Origin of the sequence: Microbacterium pumilum (genome assembly GCF_039530225.1) — a bacterium.
Lineage (GTDB): Bacteria > Actinomycetota > Actinomycetes > Actinomycetales > Microbacteriaceae > Microbacterium > Microbacterium pumilum.
The window spans coordinates 4,408,083-4,428,291 of sequence record NZ_BAAAOH010000001.1 but is presented as its reverse complement, the minus strand read 5'-3'; the positions used below and the strand labels follow the sequence as shown (position 1 = coordinate 4,428,291).

Annotated in this window: 20 protein-coding genes and 2 pseudogenes; 10 read left to right on the top strand and 12 right to left on the bottom strand. The window is 65.9% G+C overall.

Going from position 1 to position 20,209, the window contains the following annotated elements; all coding sequences use genetic code 11:
* Positions 1-12: 12 nt before the first annotated feature.
* Genes ABD188_RS20045 through ABD188_RS20035 form a run of 3 tightly spaced genes read left to right on the top strand, consistent with a single transcriptional unit; the run spans position 13 to position 1,998 of the window.
* Positions 13-303, top strand: a complete 291-nt coding sequence (locus ABD188_RS20045) for a DUF4287 domain-containing protein (RefSeq protein WP_344066692.1) — start codon at positions 13-15, stop codon at positions 301-303.
* A 55-nt stretch (positions 304-358) separates the two neighbouring features.
* Complete coding sequence (locus tag ABD188_RS20040) at positions 359-1,267, top strand: ABC transporter ATP-binding protein (RefSeq protein WP_344066689.1); 909 nt, start codon at positions 359-361, stop codon at positions 1,265-1,267.
* Complete coding sequence (locus tag ABD188_RS20035) at positions 1,264-1,998, top strand: ABC transporter permease (RefSeq protein WP_344066686.1); 735 nt, start codon at positions 1,264-1,266, stop codon at positions 1,996-1,998. The genes ABD188_RS20040 and ABD188_RS20035 overlap by 4 nt, the downstream gene beginning before the upstream one ends.
* Before the next feature lie 34 nt (positions 1,999-2,032).
* Here the strand turns inward: ABD188_RS20035 and ABD188_RS20030 are convergent, their stop codons facing one another.
* Positions 2,033-2,470, bottom strand: a complete 438-nt coding sequence (locus tag ABD188_RS20030; RefSeq protein WP_344066683.1) for a MarR family winged helix-turn-helix transcriptional regulator — start codon at positions 2,468-2,470, stop codon at positions 2,033-2,035.
* A 49-nt stretch (positions 2,471-2,519) separates the two neighbouring features.
* Between ABD188_RS20030 and ABD188_RS20025 the strand changes: the two genes are divergently transcribed.
* Complete coding sequence (locus ABD188_RS20025; protein WP_344067269.1) at positions 2,520-4,346, top strand: DUF2207 domain-containing protein; 1,827 nt, start codon at positions 2,520-2,522, stop codon at positions 4,344-4,346.
* 115 nt (positions 4,347-4,461) lie between these two features.
* Here ABD188_RS20025 and pgi read toward each other — a convergent pair whose 3' ends face one another.
* Together pgi and ABD188_RS20015 are read right to left on the bottom strand one after the other, a co-directional pair.
* Positions 4,462-6,141, bottom strand: coding sequence for a glucose-6-phosphate isomerase (pgi, locus tag ABD188_RS20020; RefSeq protein ID WP_344066681.1), 1,680 nt, complete (start codon positions 6,139-6,141; stop codon positions 4,462-4,464).
* An 85-nt stretch (positions 6,142-6,226) separates the two neighbouring features.
* The gene (locus tag ABD188_RS20015) at positions 6,227-7,153 is read right to left on the bottom strand and encodes an aggregation-promoting factor C-terminal-like domain-containing protein (RefSeq protein WP_344066679.1); all 927 of its coding nucleotides are present in this window, start codon (positions 7,151-7,153) and stop codon (positions 6,227-6,229) included.
* A gap of 1,100 nt (positions 7,154-8,253) precedes the next feature.
* Here ABD188_RS20015 and ABD188_RS20010 point away from each other — a divergent pair.
* From ABD188_RS20010 to ABD188_RS20000, 3 genes are all read left to right on the top strand, one after another.
* Entirely contained in the window at positions 8,254-8,565 is a 312-nt protein-coding gene (locus tag ABD188_RS20010) for a hypothetical protein (protein ID WP_344066677.1), read from the top strand.
* Between the two features lie 813 nt (positions 8,566-9,378).
* On the top strand, positions 9,379-10,335 hold the full coding sequence (locus tag ABD188_RS20005; RefSeq protein ID WP_344066675.1) for a hypothetical protein: 957 nt from the start codon (positions 9,379-9,381) through the stop codon (positions 10,333-10,335).
* Positions 10,332-10,718, top strand: a complete 387-nt coding sequence (locus ABD188_RS20000) for a GntR family transcriptional regulator (protein WP_344066673.1) — start codon at positions 10,332-10,334, stop codon at positions 10,716-10,718. Before ABD188_RS20005 ends, ABD188_RS20000 begins: the two co-directional genes overlap by 4 nt.
* Positions 10,719-11,050: 332 nt before the next feature.
* Here the strand turns inward: ABD188_RS20000 and ABD188_RS20240 are convergent, their stop codons facing one another.
* Positions 11,051-11,392 carry a Kelch repeat-containing protein gene (locus ABD188_RS20240; RefSeq protein ID WP_425561386.1) on the bottom strand — a complete coding sequence of 114 codons (342 nt, stop codon included), beginning with the start codon at positions 11,390-11,392 and terminating at the stop codon, positions 11,051-11,053.
* A 214-nt stretch (positions 11,393-11,606) separates the two neighbouring features.
* On the opposite strand from ABD188_RS20240, the pseudogene ABD188_RS20235 reads away from it, so the two are divergent.
* Positions 11,607-11,774: pseudogene (locus ABD188_RS20235) on the top strand (dodecin domain-containing protein); the annotation flags it as partial.
* A 63-nt stretch (positions 11,775-11,837) separates the two neighbouring features.
* On the opposite strand, the gene ABD188_RS19995 reads toward ABD188_RS20235, so the two are convergent.
* From ABD188_RS19995 to ABD188_RS19970, 7 genes and pseudogenes are all read right to left on the bottom strand, one after another.
* Positions 11,838-12,287 (bottom strand): GNAT family N-acetyltransferase, encoded by a 450-nt coding sequence (locus ABD188_RS19995; RefSeq protein ID WP_344066670.1) that lies wholly within the window; start codon positions 12,285-12,287, stop codon positions 11,838-11,840.
* Positions 12,288-12,495: 208 nt separating this feature from the next.
* On the bottom strand, positions 12,496-13,176 hold the full coding sequence (locus ABD188_RS19990; protein ID WP_344066666.1) for a hypothetical protein: 681 nt from the start codon (positions 13,174-13,176) through the stop codon (positions 12,496-12,498).
* A gap of 392 nt (positions 13,177-13,568) precedes the next feature.
* A complete protein-coding gene (locus tag ABD188_RS19985) occupies positions 13,569-14,507 on the bottom strand; it encodes an LGFP repeat-containing protein (RefSeq protein WP_344066663.1) in 939 nt (312 codons plus the stop codon).
* Positions 14,508-14,607: 100 nt separating this feature from the next.
* Positions 14,608-15,177, bottom strand: a complete 570-nt coding sequence (locus ABD188_RS19980) for a hypothetical protein (protein WP_344066660.1) — start codon at positions 15,175-15,177, stop codon at positions 14,608-14,610.
* A gap of 243 nt (positions 15,178-15,420) precedes the next feature.
* Positions 15,421-15,666, bottom strand: a complete 246-nt coding sequence (locus tag ABD188_RS19975) for a hypothetical protein (protein ID WP_344066657.1) — start codon at positions 15,664-15,666, stop codon at positions 15,421-15,423.
* Positions 15,667-16,017: 351 nt separating this feature from the next.
* A pseudogene (locus tag ABD188_RS20230) lies at positions 16,018-16,170 on the bottom strand (helix-turn-helix domain-containing protein); the annotation flags it as partial.
* 245 nt (positions 16,171-16,415) lie between these two features.
* Positions 16,416-16,715, bottom strand: a complete 300-nt coding sequence (locus tag ABD188_RS19970; RefSeq protein WP_344066654.1) for a hypothetical protein — start codon at positions 16,713-16,715, stop codon at positions 16,416-16,418.
* Positions 16,716-17,171: 456 nt separating this feature from the next.
* Between ABD188_RS19970 and ABD188_RS19965 the strand changes: the two genes are divergently transcribed.
* Entirely contained in the window at positions 17,172-17,351 is a 180-nt protein-coding gene (locus tag ABD188_RS19965) for a hypothetical protein (RefSeq protein ID WP_344066651.1), read from the top strand.
* A gap of 235 nt (positions 17,352-17,586) precedes the next feature.
* A complete protein-coding gene (locus ABD188_RS19960; RefSeq protein ID WP_344066648.1) occupies positions 17,587-18,480 on the top strand; it encodes an aminoglycoside phosphotransferase family protein in 894 nt (297 codons plus the stop codon).
* Between the two features lie 170 nt (positions 18,481-18,650).
* Here ABD188_RS19960 and ABD188_RS19955 read toward each other — a convergent pair whose 3' ends face one another.
* Positions 18,651-19,952: a glycosyltransferase gene (locus ABD188_RS19955; protein WP_344066645.1), complete on the bottom strand. Its 1,302-nt coding sequence runs from the start codon at positions 19,950-19,952 to the stop codon at positions 18,651-18,653.
* Positions 19,953-20,209 lie beyond the last annotated feature (257 nt).

Below are 20,209 nucleotides of genomic sequence, written 5' to 3'. Positions count from 1 at the left end.
GAAGGGAATCGCATGTCGTTCCAGGCATACCTCGACAACATCGAAGACAAGACGGGTCTCACGCCACGCCAGTTCATCGAACTCGCCACGGCCAAGGGCTTCGGACCCGGCACGAAGTCCAACGAGATCGTCGCATGGCTCGACGAGGACTACGGCCTCGGGAGGGGACACGCCATGGCTCTCGTGTACGTCATCACGAAAGGCGACAAGATCGACTCGAAGCACGTGGGCACCGGCACCGCGCACAGCGACCCGTCCGACACGCTGTGGCTCGACGGCAAGGCGACCAAACCCGCAACGTGACCCGCCTGCGGCCTCTTGACCCGCTGTTCAGCGCACGAGCATAATTCAACGTGTGATGAATAACACGCCCGCGAATGCGGTCGAAGTGCGCGATCTGAAGGTCCGCCGCGGCACGACCCAGGTCTTCGACGGATTGCAGCTCGACATCCCGCGGGGCCAGATCACGGGTCTGCTCGGTCCTTCGGGGTGCGGCAAGACCACGCTGATGCGCTCGATCGTGGGCGTGCAGAAGATCGACAGCGGCGACGTCACGGTGCTCGACGATCCAGCGGGCACGAGCCCGCAGCGGCGACGAGTCGCCTACGACACGCAGGCCGCATCCGTCTACGGCGACCTCACCGTCAGTCAGAACCTGCGCTACTTCGCCCGGCTGATCGGAGCGCCTCGGTCGGATGTCGATCGAGTCATCGGGCAGGTCGGGCTGCGCGGTCACGCCGACCAGACCATCGCGTCCCTCAGCGGTGGAGAGGAGAACCGCGTCTCACTCGCCGTCGCGATGCTCGGCTCACCGGAGCTCCTGGTGCTCGACGAGCCGACGGTGGGTCTCGACCCGGTGCTGCGCGCCGAACTGTGGACGCTGTTCCGCGCCCTCGCCGATGGCGGCGCGACGCTCGTCGTCTCGAGCCACGTCATGGACGAGGCGCTGCGCTGCGATCGGCTGGTGCTCATGCGGGCCGGGCGCATCATCGCCGACACGACTCCTGCCGGGCTGCTGGCCGAGACGGGCACGGATGACCCGGATGCCGCGTTCCTGGCGCTCGTCGAGCGGGACGAGGCCGCCGGGCACCACGCAGCGCCGGATGTCGACACGGTCGAGGACGCGGATGCCGAGGCGGCTCCCGGTGCGGACACGACTCCGTCCCCCCACACCGAGCCCGAGCATCCGCTCACCCGGCGGGAGCTGCGCGAGGCACACGAGTCCGGTGAACACCACGCGCGCGAGAACGAGGAGGGCGAGCGATGAACGCGACGCTCACCTTCGCCACCGCCGGCCGTGTGCTGCGGCAGCTCAGCCACGATCCGCGATCGATCGTGCTGATGCTCGTCGCGCCCGGCCTGCTGGTCGGACTGTTCGCGTGGCTCTTCAGCGAACAGGAGGGCGTCTTCAACATCTACGGCGGACCGATACTGGGCCTCTTCCCGTTCATCGTGATGTTCCTGATCACCTCGATCACGACCCTGCGCGAGCGTCGGTCCGGCACGCTCGAGCGGCTCATGACCACGCCGATCGGAAAAGCCGACTTCATCGTGGGATACGGACTCGCGTTCGGTCTCATGGCGACGCTGCAGGCGACGATCACCGTGACGTTCGCCGTCTGGATCTGCGGACTCGAGGTCGAGGGCGATGTCTGGCAGCTCGGACTCGTCGCCGTGATCGACGCGATCCTCGGCACCGCGCTCGGGCTGCTCGCGAGCGCCTTCGCGCGCACCGAGTTCCAGGCCGTGCAGTTCATGCCGCTCATCGTCTTTCCGCAGATCCTGCTCGGCGGCCTCTTCATGCCGCGCGATCAGATGCCTGAGGCGCTCTACGTCATCTCCAATTTCCTGCCGCTCAGCTACGCGATCGACGCCATCAACGCGGTCACCGCGGGCGACGACGAATGGGAGGTGTACGGACCGATCCTCGTCGTCGTGGGGTTCGCCGTGGGCTCGCTGATCCTCGCGTCGCTGACGCTCCGGCGGCGCACGCCCTGACGGCGGTGCACAATCTGACGTCGGTGAGCTGGCGTCAGCAGTCGGAAGCCGTCTTGCGCAGCTTCGCAGTCAGGTCGCGCAGCTGTGTGAGCTCCTCATCGCTGAGCAGCGACATCCGCTCCGCGATCGCCTTCCCATGGAGAGACGCGACCTTGCGGAATGCCGCGGCACCCTGCTCGGTCGCTCGGACGAGGGCTCCGCGCCCGTCTTCGGGGTCGGGGCATTTCGAGATCAGGCCGCGCGCTGCCATGCGGTCGACGAGCCGTGAGACGCTGGGCTGGCTGATCAGCATGTTGGCCGTGACATCCCGCAGCCGAGCGGTCATGTCGGCGCCGCGGGTCACCGTGAGGAGTACGTCGTACTCGCCTTGGCTGAGCCCGTCGCCGAAGTCGCCGCTGATCTCTTCGAACACCTCGTGCTGCGCGCGGAAGAGACTCTCCCAGGCATCGATGGCGAGGCGGCGATCGGTCATACGCACAAGAGTACGGCGAACCCGGGGGCCATAGGCTGAGCGAGTGACGATGGCACAGCACGCACCGAGGCGCGCGGCCCCGTGGTGGCGCGTCGTCGTGTTCGCCGTCGTCATGCTCGCCGTTCCGGGAGCACTGCTCGCCGCCTGCAGCATCGACTCGTCCGCCGAGGTCGACGCACTCGGGATTGCAACCGACGTCAACGACTTCACCTTCGACAGCATGGATGTCGAGTACGAGCTCGGCCGGGCCGAAGACGGCACGAGCACGCTGCGGGTGGTCGAGACCATCGTCGCCGTGTTCCCGGAGTACGACCAGAATCACGGGATGCGGCGGAGCCTCGACGAGTCGTACCTCGGGGTGCCCCTGCATCCACAGCTCGTGTCGGTCACCGACGGCGACGGAAATCCCCGCAACGCCGAGGTCGAGTCGGAGGATGACGTCTACTCGATCACCTCGCGATCCGACGGGTTCGTCCACGGGCCGCAGACCTACGTGTTCACCTACACGTTGGAGAACGTCGTGCGCGCGTTCGAGGACACCGGTTCGGACGAGTTCTACTGGGACGTCAACGGCACGCAATGGCAGCAGCCGTTCGGCGAGGTGAGCGCGAGAGTGACCATGCCCGCCGAGTTGGATGCCGCACGCACCGGTCAGCAGGCCTGCTACGTCGGCTACCAGGGCTCGTCCGACACGTGCGAGATCGGCGACAGCGACGGTGCCGTCGTGGCGAGTGCGGACGCCGTCGCGCCGTACCAGACCATGACGATCGCGATCGGCTTCGAGCCCGGCACCTTCACGCCGTTCGACGGGTCGTACCTCGCCTCGCCATGGGGTTGGCTGCAGGCCTTCGCCGGACTCGGGCTCGCCGGCGCATTCGTGTTCGCCGGCGTGACGCGGGCGCGCAAGCTGCGCGACGACCCCGGTCGCCCGACGATCATCGCCGAGTACACCCCGCCTCGCGGCATCGATGCGCTCGAGAGCGCCGTGCTGCTGGGTCTCACCACCAAGGCGATTCCGGCCGAGGTTCTCGAGCAGGCCGTGGTCGGCAGCATCCGCATCGTCGAGGGGGAGCGCAAGTTCTGGGGCGGGGTCAAGCTCAAGGCGGTGCTGGTCGACCCGACGAAGGCCGACGGTGACGGGCAGATGCTGCTCGACGGGCTCTTCTCCACCGGAATGCCGGGCGAGGAGTTCGAGTTCGGCCGGACCGACACGCGGTTCTCGACGGCGGCGCAGAAGATCCTCAAGGCGGCGAACCAGGAGCTCTTCACGCGCGGCCTGCGCCGCAAGGTGCCGGCGACAGTGCGGGCACTCCCCATCCTCGTCGCGGCGGTGTTGGCCGCTCTGGTCATCGTATTCGGCTTCTTCGCCCTCGACAACGCGGTGGATCCGGTGCTGCCGATCTGTCTCATCGTCGGGGCCGCGGTCGTGGAGTTCATCATCATCGGAATGATGAGCCGCCGGCCCCTCACCGCTGCCGGCGCCGAGACCCGGGACCACCTGCGCGGGCTCAAGGAGTTCATCGAATGGGCTGAAGCCGACCGCATCCGCATGCTGCAGTCACCCCAGGGTGCCGAGCGGGTGCAGATCGACAGCCGCGATGTGCGCCAGATCCTGTGGCTGTACGAGCTGCTGCTGCCGTACGCGGTCGTGTTCGGGCAAGAGAAGCAGTGGGCGAAAGAGCTCGCCGTGCTCTACGGTCAGGGCAACTCGCCGACCTGGTACGTGGGCACGAGCGGGTTCAGCGCGAGCTCGTTCTCGTCGGGCATCTCGACGCTCTCATCCAGCACATCGTCGTCTTCGTCGACCTCCGGCGGTTCGGGCGGCGGAGGCTCGGCGGGTGGCGGAGGCGGTGGCGGAGGCGGCGGGGGAGTCTAGAGCCGGCGCCGTCGCGCTGCGGCCAAGGGCGGGGGCACGTCGACCATGTCCCAGTTGTCCCGGTTCCGGGGTGCCGGATCCGGGCGGAAGTGGGACATGCTCACTGGGCGGGTGGCTACACCCGGTGCTCGCGGTAGTAGTCGAGCAGCGCGCGGGTCGAGGCATCCTGCGCGTCGAACGCGGCAGCATCGCCCTCGAGGGCCGGTGCGATCTGCAGCGCCAGCTGCTTGCCGAGCTCGACGCCCCACTGGTCGAACGAGTTGATGCCCCAGATCACACCCTGCGTGAAGGTGATGTGCTCGTAGAGAGCGACGAGTTCGCCCAGCACCCGCGGAGTGAGGGCCGGAGCGAAGATGGATGTCGTGGGCCGGTTGCCCGCGAACGTCCGCGCCGCGACGAGCGGTCCGGTCGTGCCCTCGGCCTCGACCTCTTCGGCGGTCTTGCCGAACGCGAGAGCCTTGGTCTGCGCGAGGAAGTTCGCAAGGAACAGTCCGTGCACATCCCGTCCGTCGGCCTCGAGCGGGAAGGCCGGATTCGCGAACGCGATGAACTCGGCCGGGATCAGCTGAGTGCCCTGGTGGATGAGCTGATAGAACGCATGCTGGCCGTTCGTTCCCGGCTCGCCCCAGAAGATCTCGCCGGTGCCGGTCGTCACGGGGGTGCCGTCCCATCGCACCGACTTGCCGTTCGATTCCATCGTTAGCTGCTGCAGGTAGGCGGCGAAGCGATGGAGTTGCTGCGCGTAGGGCAGCACGGCGTGCGTCTGCGCCCCGAGGAAGTTGTTGTACCAGACGTTCAGCACGCCCATCACGACCGGCACGTTCTGGGCCAGCGGTGTGGTGCGCACGTGCTCGTCCACTGCGTGGAAGCCCGCCAGCACTTCGCGGAACGCCTCCGGCCCGAGCGTGATCGCAAGCGAGAGCCCGATGGCAGAGTCGACCGAATAGCGGCCGCCGACCCAGTCCCAGAATCCGAACGCGTTCGCCGGGTCGATGCCGAAGGCCGCGACCTTGTCGAGGGCGGTCGAGACCGCGACGAAGTGGTGAGCGACGGCGTCGGTTCGGGATGCCTCGTCCTCCCCGATCGCGCCGGCTTCGGCGAGTCCCGCCCAGAGCCAGTCGCGCGCAAGTCGGGCGTTCGTGAGGGTCTCCAGCGTCGTGAAGGTCTTGGACGCGACGACGAACAGCGTTGTCTCGGGATCGAGGTCGGCCGTTTTCAGGGCGATGTCGGCCGGATCGATGTTCGAGACGAAGCGAGCCTGGATGCCGGCATCCGCGTAAGGCTTGAGAGCTTCGAAGATCATGGCCGGTCCGAGATCCGACCCTCCGATGCCGATGTTGACGACGTGCGTCACCGTTCTGCCGGTGATGCCCTTCCACTCACCGGAGCGGACGCGCTCGGCGAACGCATCCATCGCATCGAGCACGGACTGCACGTCGTGGTCGACATCCTGCCCGTCGACGACGAGCGGGGGAGTGGCACCCGGCGGCCGCCGCAGCGCGGTGTGCAGCACGGCTCGGTCTTCGGTCGTGTTGATGTGCTCGCCGGTGAGCATCGCGGCATACCGATCGGCGACGCCGGTCTGTTCGGCGAGCCGCACGAGCGACGCGAGGATGTCGTCGGTGACGAGGTTCTTCGACAGATCGACGTGCAGGTCGGCGACCGTGAGGGTCAGGCGACTTGCGCGGTCGGGATCATCGGCGAACCAGCCGCGCAGATCGGGCGCGAAGGCGGATCGGTGGGCGTCGAGTTCGGCCCAGGCGGTTGTGGCGGTTGCATCGATGGGAGCACTCACGCTCCCCACGCTAGACCCCGCCCATCGGCTTGTCGAAGAACCCCCGAGGTCGTTGAGCCTGTCGAAGCGTCCGACACCTCCGAACTCAGTACCAGCCCGACCCCTGTGAGTGCGACCAAGCCCCGCAGGGCGTGCCGTACGCAGCAGCGATGTACCCCAGGCCCCAGCGAATCTGCGTCGCAGCATTCGTCGCCCAGTCCGAGCCGGCGCTCGCCATCTTGTTGCCGGGCAGTGCCTGCGGGATGCCGGTGGCCCCGCTGGACGCGTTGTAAGCCTGGTAGTTCCAGCCCGACTCGCGGTTCCACAGCGAGTCGAGGCACGAGAACTGGTCGGCTCCCCAGCCGTACTCCGCGGACGCGATCTGTGCTCCGACCGCCCTGGCGCCATCCGGTGTGTTCGCTGCGGCGGCTGCCGCGGCGGCTGCTTCGGCTTCAGCTTTCGCCTTCGCGGCTGCTTCCTCGGCGGCCTTCTTGGCCTTCGCGGCGGCCACCTCGGCGGCTCGCTTCACCTTGGCCTTAACGAGGTGTTCGCGCAGCGTAGCGGTCTGCTCGTCGACGCGCTGCACTTCGCTCGCAGCCTCGTACTGCACGCCGGGAAGGAAGAAGAGCGGCAGCTCGTCCAGTGCCGAGAGCCGGTCGATCTGGTCGCGAAGGGCTGCGGTGTCGACCGTCGTCTTCTCGATGCCGACGTCCAGCCCGGATGCGGCGATATCCGCGGTCACGCTCTCGGCAGCCGCGAGCGACTCTTTCGCTGCAGCGAGGGAGACCTTCGCCTGCGCTGTGATCTCAGCCAGTGTCGCCGGTTCCACAGTCTCGGCGGGCGCCGGCGCGGCGATGAGAATCGTCGCTGCAACCGTCTCATCGGTCGCCGCGCCGACGGATGCCGAGGCCGATGCCGCGGTCAGGCCGGTCATCGCGATGACCGCGAGGGCGGCTCCGGCGGCGACGCTGGCAGTTGCGAGAGTATGACGGTGGATGGGGCGGGCAGGGCGAAGCGGGCGCGTTGAACGCATACGGAGGAGGGGTCCTTCGGGTCTTCGGCACCGGTGGCGTGCGCCGGTGTGCGCCCTCGGGTCGGGCACGAAGTCCCGAGTCTGACGGGGCTTTCTGGACGAAACCCCTGGCTTGCCTGGCAGGCACGTGTGAGCGACGTGGGCGAAAAGGCCAGATCAGGGGCTCAGTTTTCGGTGCATCGCGGCATCCGGGCAAGAGTAAGGGCCGGTCGGAGAGGCTCCCGACCGGCCCTTGTCCCTTGCACCAAGAGTGTCCTGCAATCACATGCGGTAGTTGCCACAGCAAACAACTTCCGTGCTTGCACTCTATAACGGACAGGTAACGGAAGGGAAGACCTGGGCGTTATCTTTTCGTGATTCTTAGCTGACGCATAGCCCGTTGCCAGGGAACGCGCGCGTGTGGCGCTGATCGTGCGTCAGCAGTCGGCCTTCGGCGACCGGTGCCAAGCTCATCGTGTCGTCGTCCGGGGTTGGTGGCTGGCCCGTATGGCACCCCTCCACTGCGAAACGCCTCGGGCGGGCTATGCGTGCGTGCAACCCCTGGAGGCCCCGAGCCGTGCTGTGCGTGCGTCCTGCGCGGATGTGTTGCGGGAGGTGTCACGCGGGCTAGCGTCGACCTCGAACCGTCCGATGCGCATCCAATCAGCGGGACTGTCCACAGAGTGACAACATTTGCTGCGCGCGCGGTGGCGACCCGCCAGACTGTGGGCATCAGTGTTTCCCGGTGTTCCCAGACCAGTCAGTGACGACCGTCTTGTGGTCCTCCGGCACATCATCATGGGAGGTACTCGTATGCCCGCACCCAGCGACCCGACAGTTGTAGTGATCGCGGCACCTGGACTATGAGGAGGTCCGAGAGGATCGCGGTGGTCGCTTCCAGCTTGGTCGTGGTCGGCCTCGTCGCGCTGGCCACTCCGCTGATCGCTGGCACTGTGTCCTGGGCCTCGGATACGGTTGCACATCGTCTGCAAGCCACGGCGCCCAAACCCACAGGCAAGCCGACCGCCGCATCCGCCGCCGGCATCCCGGATGGGTATGTGTTGATGGGGGACGGCACCTGGATCCCCGCAGGAGGACCTGGGGACTGTGCGGCGTCAAGCATGATCAGCATCACGCGGCTAGGCGAGGGACCCTTCACCGCCCGACTGCTTCAGCCGCAGAATCTCGTGGACATGGGCCCGCGCGAGTTCGCAGAGGGAAAGGTCGGGTACGCCGAAGACGGCAGGATCGCAACGTACACGGTGGCAGCGGGTGATGCACCGTTTGCGATCGGCGACCGGTTCTGCATCTACAACGGCCTCGCTATCCCAGACCTCAACGGACACGCGGGCTACGAGGCGATCCAACCTGGCGAGGTGCTCGTTCTCGACCCTGCCGCCGTTCCCGACTTCGAGTACGTGTACCCCTACTAGAGCAATCGCATCCGAGGACGTCGTATTGGTGATTGCTTGGCGTTGGGTTGTCGCAGTGGCTCTGATTGCCGTGACCAGCAGTCTTAGCGCCTGCACCGTTCACATCCCGTCCGTGGAAGCGCGGTCGCAGGGGGAGTCGGCGCTGACAACTCGGATGGAGGAGGCACTTGACGTGCTCGATCCGTTCGTGCCGAGTCTCTTGCGGGATCCCGAGTCGGTGCCCTCGTCGCTGACGCCGGAAGTCTCGGGGATCAACGTCATCGTGGGACTCGAGGATGTAACAGTTGGTGATGTGCCGGGGAAGACAACTCTCTACGGCCTCGAAGAGGACTCGGGATCCATCACGGCGCACCTGCTGGTTGAGGGTTACGGAGCGGCCGGAGGACGGATCACAGACGCGTCGGTCGGCCTCTACGGCTGCGCAACCGCCACCGGTACCCTTGGCGAGCCAATGCCGGACTGGAACCTCGACGACGAGGATTGCCCGCAATGGCTAAGCACCCTCCGCGCGCACACGCAATCTCGATACACCGAGACGTCCGTTGTCGCCGCTATCGAGGCCAACGCAGGGAAGTTAGTACGGATGACTGACCCCGGTGCGTCGTCACGACGAACCAGGAACAGATCGCCCCGCTGCAACTGCGTGCCGCGCAGGTCGTCTCGGAGCCAGCAGGCGCCCGCTGGAGGACCGACTATCGGGCGGCTATTTCGGCGAGTCGCTCTCGCAACTCGGCGCGAGCTCCGCGGTGTATTGACAGAGTGATACACGACAGATCATTCTGTACTATCTAATTGATACACGAAGGGCTGACTATGGCTGGGATCGCGCTTGTTGGTTATGTCCTCTGCGTCATGGTGGTGGTCGCAATCGTGTGGTTGATCGTGCGTCGTCGCCCGCAGCGCGGGGAGCCGCTCGCGCCGCCCGTGCGGTCGCTGCTCGATGCAGCCCGACGGAGAGCTGTGATCGCCGTCGTCGGCTCTGGTGTCGTGATCGTCGCGCTCTTCGTCGCCGGCTACTTCTTGAATGCGCTCGTCGGACTTCCGGTCGTCCTCGCTCCCGCGCTCGGCGGCGCCGCAGGCTTGCTGGTCTACTCCGCAACCCCGCCCCGCATACTCGCGGTCGACTCCGATGCCGCACGCGAAGCCTCGCTGACACGCCGAACGCCGCTGTCCTTCCTCCCACGGGTGGGGGCGGGCCTTCTTGCTGTGGCCGTGCTCCTTCAGATCGTGTTCCTCATCTTCACGGGCGCTACGTCAAGCCCGGACGAGTCTGGTCGCTACCGGATGATCGCGTTCCATACCGCGGACTCCGGCAGCGCGAGCGGCCCCTACGCGGGCTGGTTCTATGGCGTTCCACTCCTCGTGACGACGGTGATCCTCGTTGCGGCGACGCTCCTTGCGCTGTGGCGAGTCAGCTCCACACCAGCCCTGCCCCAGCGCGACCTCGCGGAAGTGGACGCAGGCTGGCGCCGGGCAACCAATCGGATCATCGTCGCCATCAGCAGCGCGGCACTGCTGCTCCAGTTCGGTGAAGTTGCCGTCCAGTCCGGTCTCGCGATCCGCAACGCCCATTTCGATGGAGTCCCCGCAGGTTGGGACACGATCGGTCAGGTCTTTGAAGGAGCAGGGCTCGCCATGATGATCGGCAGCATCGCCGGACTGACGCTTGCTGCGCTCTGGGCGTTCACCCTCCCCGACCTGTCCCTCATCCGCAAACCACGGGCGGCCGCCCACCGCGGCCACGCAGCGCTCGAGGGGAGCCCGCAATGATCACCCTCGATCCGCAAAGCACCGTCGTCCCCTTCGAACAGGTCCGCGGGCAGATCACCGACCTGATCCGCTCAGGCAATCTCACCGGCGGACAACGCCTGCCCGCTATCCGTCAACTCGCCGCCGACCTACGCGTCGCACCCGGCACCGTCGCGAAGGCCTACTCGATCCTCGAATCGGAGGGTCTCATCGAAACCAGCAGGACTCGCGGGACACGCGTTGCACCGGGCAACGCGCACCCCCAGAAGATCCAGCGCGCAGCAAAGCGATACGTGAACGCCATCGGTGACCTCGACCTTGACCAGACACTCAGCGCCGTCAGAACCGCCTGGCTCGCGATGCACACACCAACCCCCACCTCTCCGGCAGCCCAAGACGCCTGATACTCGCCCCACCGACACGACACGCCCTCCAACCCGGGCCCATCCACATACCCGCGCTCCAGCTGTCGCAATGAGGGACCGGCGTGCAGGCGGCTTGTAGAGATAGCGATCCCGTGGCCTTCGTCCGGCCGAGCTGCCTTGACGACCTTCACTGCGGTCCGTGGATTCGGCGGCGCGTGCGGGAGATCGACCGCAAGGTTCCCGTCGCTGGCCGGTGCTATCTGAGATCCCGGGGTTGGATCATCAACGCGTCGACGGTCGGCATGAACATTTGCACGCTTGGGTCGGCGCCACCGATCGCCAGGATGGTGCCGTCGGGCTGGACGGCGCAATCATGCGACACTCGCTGGGTGGGAAGTAGGACCTCGAGCATCTTCCAGCGGCCGCTGGCCGGGTCGAACACCTCCGTCGTGCGTCTTGCAGCGGTCGGGACGCCGCCTTCGGAGAACCCCCCGCCGACGACGACGATGACGGGTCGGTTTCTCAACTGTTGTCTCGACCGCGCAGGGCAGGGTACGAGACTCACGCAACGGGTTGTTGGAGCGCCAGGTGTCGGACTTCGGGTCGTATCGTTCGACAGTGGTAAGCGTCACGAAGTCAAAGTCATTGCCGCCGATGGCGTACAGATATCGGCCGGACGCTACCAGCCTGAACCGCTCCCGAGCCGTCGGCATCGGCGCAACGAGGCGTGGCTCACGCGGCACGAAGATGATCCGCCACCGAGTGGTTGGGAGGACGAAGGCCACCGTCTCGTCATCCAGCTCCGTAGCGAACTGGACGGAATCGCGGAAGTGCGTCCGGAGTTTCTGCTCTAATCCATGAGCGCCTGGTACGGCGTCAATCGGTCCGCCCACGACCGCTGAGGGGCTCACCAGGAGCGTTCATAGAGTGATCGACGTCATCGGCACGAGTGCGTCGTCCTCGGAGGATGCGGCTCGAGAAGCGATCAACACCGCGGCCGGATCGCTGCACGACCTCCGTGTCGCCGAGCCGACGAAGCATGACGTCGTCGTCGCGGAGGACGGAACGCTACCGTTCCGATCGCGGATCCAGCTCTCGTTCAAATACGCCCCGAGTAGACCGACTTGCCGGGCTAAAGCGCCTTGCGCATCTGCTGCGTCACGACGTCGTACCCCGCTGAGGTGTAGAGCAGGATGGCGGGGCGATTGGAGCCGAAGACGTCAACTCGAGCGCCCTGGCACCGGCATCCCGGGCCGCGGCTTCGACCGCCGACAACAGTGCGCGTCCGAGACCTGTGCCCCTCCGCGCCTCGATGACCTCGATGTCGTAGAGGAACGCGACATCGGGCGCCCCGCGCGGATGATCCAGGCTCACCCACGCGCGACCTACCGGCTGCCCTGCCGCGTCCAGTCCCGTGAGAAGCAGCATCCGCTCCGTCTGGAGGCCGTCGGGGAGGGCCTGCGCGTTCTCTTCGCGCGCTCGCTCAACCGCTCCCTCAGCTGCCCATCGGCCCGCCTCGACCTGCTCCCCGGCATACTCCTCTGCGGTGACGAGCTGCCACTCGTCGAACTCCGTGCGGGTCATCGGCCGCACCGTCACTGTCGCCATTCGTGATCCTTCACTCCCGCGCCGGGACGTCGTCGGTCGTCCGGGCACATTCTCGCGCAACCCGTAGGCCCGCCAGCGACGACACGTCGACGCGAGAATCTGCGCGGATGAGCACCGAGTAGCGGGCACGTATCCGCGAAGAACGTGTTCTCGATTGACCCTCCGCTTCTCAGGCCCACATGAGTTGCCCGAATCGGAGCCGCCTCGATCACTGGGCTGGCAACTCGACGCGCCGGTGCGAGTAGTCGTGAGTTGCGAGGTGCTCGTACCGCTCATGTAGGTCGTAGAGCATCTGGACGCACGTCCCATAGGAGGCGGCGAGCACGCGCCATGACGGGCTCATCTGCATCGTTGCCATCCGGTTCGGGCCGAAGTTGGTGAGCTGCTCTAGATCGGAGAGCGCCCGCATCGTGGCGGTCGACCCGTGAAGAAACGCTGATGCGATCTTCCAGACGACGAATGGCGAGTCAGGCGCATGCCCACCGGTGGTCCGTCCCAACGGCGGCGAGATGTCGATAAGGATGTCGCTCCACTGCGGGATACGTTTCAGCTCCACCTCGCGAAGCTGACTGACCGTGTTCTTCAGTTCGTTGAGCCGGTTCAGGAACTTGTCCAGCTCCGGCGTCGCCGCGTTTCGCGGTTGCCTTGTCAGCGTCGCCGAAAACTCGCGGGCGTCCTGGTCGTGGCTGAACTCTAGGTTCAGTGACCGATGGACACGCTTGTACTTCTTCTCGGGTCGCAGAAGCCAGCGCCCAAGCCCCGCCGCTTCGCAGGCCATTCGGATCAGCGCGTAGTGCGCGAACGGCCGCAGCGTGGCGGAGGCGTTGACCTCCTCGACTGTCAGGTCGTGGAACGCCTCCAGTGCGTCCCGCGCACGCGCGGAAGCCATCTGTACTTGGGTGGATATCGGAACGCGGGCGGGGTCCGTCGTCCACCGCCAGCATTGAGCCCGGCAGAGGATCGGGGTGGTCGCCGAGCCGCTGGAACCGCTGCACCGAGACCAGGAACACCGCGGAGGCAGCGTCGAGGTCATCGTCGTCTTCGATCCGGTCGTAGCGCGCATAGGTCGGTGACACGGCTTCATCGTATGGGGACCGACTTACGGGCGGCGATCAGAGGTCGAGCGACGTTGCTGCGTGGTTCCGCGCGGTTGAGTACGCTCGCCGATTCGGAACAGCTCACCCTGGACAACCCCCTCGAAGTGAATGGGGCCAAGATGCTGCTCCCACGGCCCAGAAAGTGGTGCTAGCCGGCAAAACGCCCGCTCCACTAAGCGCGAGGTCACCAACCATAATTCTCGATGGTGAAGTACACCTTGTAGTTCGCCCCGTCGCCACTAATCATGTCTGAGCTGACGTCGTACACGACGTTCCGGTCGGTCTTACGTGGCACCATGTACGACGTCACCAGAGTCTTGGCCGAGATCATCATTGATGTATCACCCAACACGTCGTCTTGGGAAGCGACAAGAGGCACGACCACGGCGGAGATTGCGGCTAATGCGCCTGCCACCGTGATCACGACCCCACCCGCAGCCGGAGTCGCCGCAAGGGATACGACAGTTCCCACGGCGCCCCCTACGGACGCGAACGCGCCAGCGATCTTTGCCTGAATTTCAGCAGGATCGCCCTGATCCTGCTCCATAGTGAAAACGGTGACTGAAAGATGGTGCCCCGGGCTGCCTGAATAGACCACCCAGCTGGGGTAGGGAAACGATCCGCCCGCATCTACATTTTGGTAATGCACGCCCGAGGATGTCCCCATGTTTGAGTCCCCGACATGCGACACGATGAAGTATGGCTCATCACTCCCGCTCAGCCGCGAAGTCTCGTTAAAGCAGTTCATTCCGGCATAGACGAGCTCAACATTCCCGACATTCACCGCTCCGGTGTCGGGCCACCAGTAGATCAGCCCCCTCTCGAACGCCTGATAGTAACCGTCGTCCGAGGTCCGCGCGACCTCACTGACGGCGCGTCCGATCGCGGCTCCTGCTCCAGGCAATGTCGCCCAATGGTCCTGGATTGCTGCGGCTGCGGTACCGGTCGACGGTGACGCTGGTTGTAGCGAGCTCGAGACCGCTCCGACCTTCTTGGTCGAAGCAGGATAGCTCATGCCCGCAACCCGCTGATATGGGGGCGGCGCAGTTCTGGCCGGGCCTGCATAACCGAACGGTACATTCGCCTTGCGCGCGGTAGCGAGACCGAACTCATCGACCGCCATGTCATATTCCTCTCTCGGTACGGTGCGACCTGGTTGAGCCGCAGGTCGGTGGTGGGGGAGATGTTCACTCGCCGCGACCGAGCATCCGGCCCACGGCAGATTAGTCGGAGAACGGTGGCGTCTTCAGCGTCTCGTTTGGGGTCATCAGGAGCCGCCAGAGCTCATTCGCCTGCCACGGCCCCTCTGCGCTATGGCCAAGAAAGTAGGCAGGACCATCGAGGGGTTCCAACCAGGGGTGATATCGAACCCGATCAAAGAATGACAGATTCGTCAGCCCGAACGAGCCGTCCGCGAGTTCGACCATTGGCTCGTCCGATGCATACACCTGCGAGCCCCCTTCTTGGATCTCGAAGTGTTGGGAAACGAAGGGTCCAAGTCCGGTCGATCCGCTCGTTAAGGCGAAACGCACGACGTAGTCGTGAAAGGGATCCCCGAGCCACTCTGGCAGTCCGGATTCGGCTAACTGAACGGGGCTCTTCGACTTTGCGCTCGCGAAAGCCTTTCCGCTGGTAAAGCCAACCCAGGAATAAAGACCAACGTCGCCAGCCGCGTTGCCTGCGGGATCATCAGCGGCTGACGGCCCAGTGTCGTGACGATCCCAGGCGAGAAGCACCCCTAGCGCACCAACTCCGAGCGACAGTTGTTTTGCATACCAAGCCAAGCTGGCCATGAGCTGATCCCCTTAGCTGTGAAGTCAAGCAGAGCTGGGACGCCGGCTTGGAGCCGCCGATGTCTGGTTGACAAGTTCATCCTTCTTGGCACTGCGCAGCTTCTCGCTCGACTCGAATCTCTGGGCAGAGAGAGGCCTCTCGACACGCCGACCCGCACGACCTACGGTCTGAATCGAAAGATAGCGGCTGATCGCAACCTCGAGGAACCCGTGCGTGTCAGTGAGTGACACGGCCGGCGGGAGCTAGCCCAGATGCAGCACCGACTCGGACATTGCTCGTGCTCCTGCGATCAGCTCGTGAGCGGGAGTATGCACACGCGGCACGATGACGCCCACGATGGCGCCCACCGAGTTCGTCTGCGTGGACTCACGGTGCGGTACCGGCGGGGGTCGGATCTCACCGCGTACGGCCACGCACCTCCAGCCGGATGCCGCATCCTCGAAGAAGAACGCTCCGCGATCGAGGCCTTGGCGCACGTGCTCGGCCACACCTGCCTGTCTGGGCGCTATGCCTTCGCGCCGCTCTGAGAACTCAAGACGATCGAGCAGGTCTGGCCTCACGGCGAGGACAGCGTGGCCGTACGCCGTTTGAGTGAATGTCTGCCGGCTGCGCGGATCCGGCCACGCCGTGGCAACAAGACTTCGGAGAGGGGGCTCCGACACAGCGAGGGTTGGCTGGGTCAACGCCCGATCGCTGGTGGAGCTGAACCACGCGACCCCGCCGAAGCGGTCGCGGAGCGAATCGAGCAGTGTGCCAACGCTGGCTAAATGGTACGGCGGCGCTTGATGCGCGATGTTCCGCAACGACCCGAGACCGTAGCCGAGTGGCGACCGCTCAAGCTTCCCGCGCCGTACGAGATCCTCGGCAATTCGGCGCACCGTGGGCTTCGGTATGGACGTCATGACCGTGATCTCGGCCAGCCCGATATAGTCGCGAGACCCCACTGCGTCCAGGATTTCGAGTACGCGGCCGATCACAGTGTGATCATCCATTCGAGTATCACCTCCGAGGCAAGCGGCGGATCGACTACGTCAGTGCTACACCTTCGACGCTACGGCAGCAGCGCCTGCATGCACGGCACTTTCGTCGCTGGCATTCTCGTCGCCAGTCGAGAATCGCGGGCTCCGGCGATTTGCCCAGGCTGCACCCTACTTCGCCACGGCCGACAGTCATGAGCGCCTCTTCGAGCGCGGATTGAACGATCGGCAGCTCGAGGGGGCCCCTTCTGCCTTGGAGACTACGGGGTCAGGTCGTCGTCACGGAAGCGGTAGAGCACACCCGCGCAGACGATGTCCTCGCACACCCTCGCCTGGACAACCGGATTGAAGGGCTTGGCGCAGACGAGGCCGTTCGCGTTGCCTTCGGAGTCCACCTGCGCCGGGACCCGGTAGCCCAACGCGCTGAGGTCCGCGACGACCAGGACCTGGTTGCTTGCGGGACAACCTGTCACGGCCGCGGGTTCGGTGGCGGAAGACGACGTCGCGGGGCTGACGACGAGCGCCGCGATCGCCGCGGTGATGAGGATGGAACGGCGCATGGGCTTTCCTCCAAGGGGCCGCACCGGCGCGGCCACTCGCCAGTGTGCTCCTGCCGGTCTCCGCCTGCAAGGGCCTTCGTGTCAACCCAACGGCGCGCGGAACATCTGTGGACCGGCTCAAAACCGCGGGCTGGAGGGCGCGACGACTATGGAACCGATGATCCCCGACCTGCCTGCAGCTACTCCGTCCGAACGGGCCCTGTATTGACGACTTCGAAAGCGTCTCCTGGGACGCGCGCGAGGGGCCGTTGAATGAGGTGAGGTCGTAGTCGGCTCGCAGCCGCAGCCGAAGACCCATGGGTGGGCTGTTCGAATCAGAGCTCCCACTCGGCGAACAATGCGTTGCGGGAGGCACGAAGCCCCTCTGTGTGTCCCGCATGACTACACGCAACGCGCGATCGATATGCCCAGAGGCGACCTCGTCGCAGCGGCTGCGTCCAGAGCGCGCCTTTCGTGGTGACCCTGGTCGTGGACCTGCCCGTCACGAAGCTCGAGGCGCTCGAGGTCATCGCCTTCGCGTCAGATGGCGCCGTCGAGAACACCAGGACCGCGTATCCGCGTGTGCCCGTCGGCCAGAATGCGTGGGCCGAAGTGCAGATCCCACGATTCGCTGATCCACCCGCCAATCGCGGTTGATGTGTGTTCGGATGCGTCAATCCAGGTCGCGCATGTCGCACCAGTCCGCCTCGCACAGGCACTCCAGCGCGTCGGGTGGACCGTTCGTGTTCCGCGCGTCGACCAGATCTGATCTGAGCACCGCTCGCAATGGGACTGGGATTGCCAGACAACTCAGATCCGGCCTGGTCCATCGCCCAGCCCGCGGTGGCCGTCTTGGACGCGACCGTTGTGGCCGCTCGCTTAGGCTCGGGCGATGATCACGGTGCCGCAATCGTTTCGTCGAATGCCGCGCTGGTGGCACGATGCGACTGGCAGCGAGTGGTTGGAGGCACTGCCTGAGCGCGTGGACGTTCAGTGTCGCGATTGGGGCCTGAGAGTGGACGGGGCCGTGATGCACGGCTCGAATGCGCTCGTTGTGCCGGTGGACCGGGATGGCGAGCCGCTGATCCTGCGGTTGGCGCCGCCCGGAGATGATGTCGCAGCAGAAGCGGCCGCGTTGCGCGTGTGGGATGGCCGCGGGACTGTTCGCCTGTTCGACGTCGATGCGGAGAACGGCGCGATGCTCCTGGAGCGCCTCGATGGAGGACGGAGCCTTGCCGGTGAGCCGCTCGAACGGGCGATCGTCGTCCTCGCTCAGCTGGCCATCAGCCTCGCGGTCGCTGTGCCTACCACGGTGCGAGGCACGGATCAGGTCGCTACCGAGCATCTCGAGTCTTTCGAACGAGACTGGGCTGCGCTTGACCGCCCACTTGCGCGACGCCAACTCGACGCGGCGATGAGATGCGCCGAGGACCGAGCCCACGAGCGTCCTGAATCACTGGCTGTGAATGGTGATCTCCACTTCGACCAAGTCCTCGGCGGCACACGCGCGCCTTGGATCGTCGTTGACCCGGTGCTCCTTCGAGGCGACACGGAGTACGACCTCGGGCGCATCCTTTGGAGCCGATTGGATGAGATCGCCGACGACGCCGAAGTCTTGCGACTCTTCGACATCTTCACCGGCGAAGCAAATATCCCCCCCGAACGCGCACGCCAGTGGGTCATCATCCGCAGCACCTCGTATCTGCTGTGGGGCCTCAGTCACCACCTCACCGAAGATCCGCCAAGATGTCAGCGGCTGTTGGACATCTTCGTCCCATCGCAGTGAGAGCCACATGCCGCGCTTCGGCCAATCGCCAGCGCATAGGGATGCCCGGTGAGGACTCCCAATCGGCCGGACGCGGCAGTCCCTCAAGCGGGCATGGCACGCATAGGGTCCCGATGAACCATCGCGGCTGGCGACGGCGTGGGGAGCCGGAGATGCTTGAGAACGCGGTGTCAGGCGCCGGATCGAGGGGTCGGTTCGTGCGCTGGTTGGGCGAGCTGTTCGAGCAGTTCGGCCGCTTGGGCGGGTCCGCCGAGTAACCGCAGTTGTGCGCCGACGCGGGCTGCGGCATCCCGATATGACGGATCTGTCGTGACTGTGTCGAGTCCGGCTGCGACCTGGGCCGCGGTTGGCGTGCCGGTCTTGAGGTTGACGGCTGCGCCGGTCCATGCGACGCGGGAGGCGATCTCGGGTTTGTCGAGGTCTCCCCCCGCGATCACGAGCGGGATGTCGTGGGCCAGCATCGCGAGCGTCCCGCCCCATCCTCCGTTCGTGAGGGCGACATCCACGAGCGGGAGGAGTTCGGTGTAAGGCAGGAATCCTGCGACGCGCGTGTTGGAGGGTACGGGGAAGGGCAGTTCATCGTCCTCGGGGACGCCCGTCGCGACCACCACGAGCAGGTCGTCGCGGTCGGCCAGGGCCTCGAGCGTGGGCACGATGAGGTCGGCGGGATCGATGTTCTGCGTTCCCTGCGTGACGTGTACGACGCGTCGGCCCTCGAGGTCGCGCCACCACGCCGGCAGCGCAACCGACGTCGGCGGCGGCATCCGGAGTTCACCGACGAAGTGCAGGAAGTCGGGCCGGTCGGTGCGCTCGAAGTCCAGCAGTGGGGATCCGCTCGCGACGATGAGCTGTCGTGAGAAGGCGATCTGCTCCATCGTCAGCCCTCGCGGCCGCAGGCCGATGGATTCCTCGGATCTCGCGATGGCCTTCACGAGCGGTCGGGCGATGAGCGGTGCGGTGGCGCGGAGGGCGGCGTCCCTCGCCTTGGTGAACAGGTTCGTACCGGGCCACAGACCCAGTCCGGCGGGAGGGCCCTGCCGTCCGGCGAGATTGAGCGGGGTGATCGAGATCGTTGCCCATGGGCCGCCGGTCTGCTCGGCGTACAGCGCCGCGCCGATCGAGACGTCGTCGCCGGCGATCGCATCCCATGGTTCCCTGACCCACTCGTCCCGCAGATCCTGCACCTGCGCTGCAGAGGTGTTGATGAACACCTCTTCGACGTTGATGAGGAGCTGGCTGAGCCCTTTCTTGCCCAGGAGCCGCGGGAACGTAGCGGCGAGGTCACTCTCATCGAAGTCGGGAGCGTGATGCCACGGGACGAGCCGGGCGCCCGTCGACTCGACGGGCGCGCGGAACGCCTCGCCGGAATAGACGCGCACATCGTGTCCGCGAGCGACGAGCGCACTCGCCACGGCGCGAATGGGGTTGATGTGCCCCGTGAACGGCATTGCCGAGAGCAGGAAGCGGGCCATACGACTCAGGATGCCGTGCGGAACCAGGATGCCGCGACCGGCAGCCCGGCGCGGCGCCGGCGTTCACAATCCGCACGCCTCCACCACCGGTACGCCCCAACCGCCGACAGGCGCGGCCTCTGGTGGGCTCAGCACTCCCCGACGCAGGCCGGTATACGAACGGGAAGCAACCCAGCAGGCGAATGCCCGCCACCGAGCCCGCTTCGTGCATTGCCCGATTACGGATCTCTAGGAACGGCGTGGAGGGCTAGCCTGAG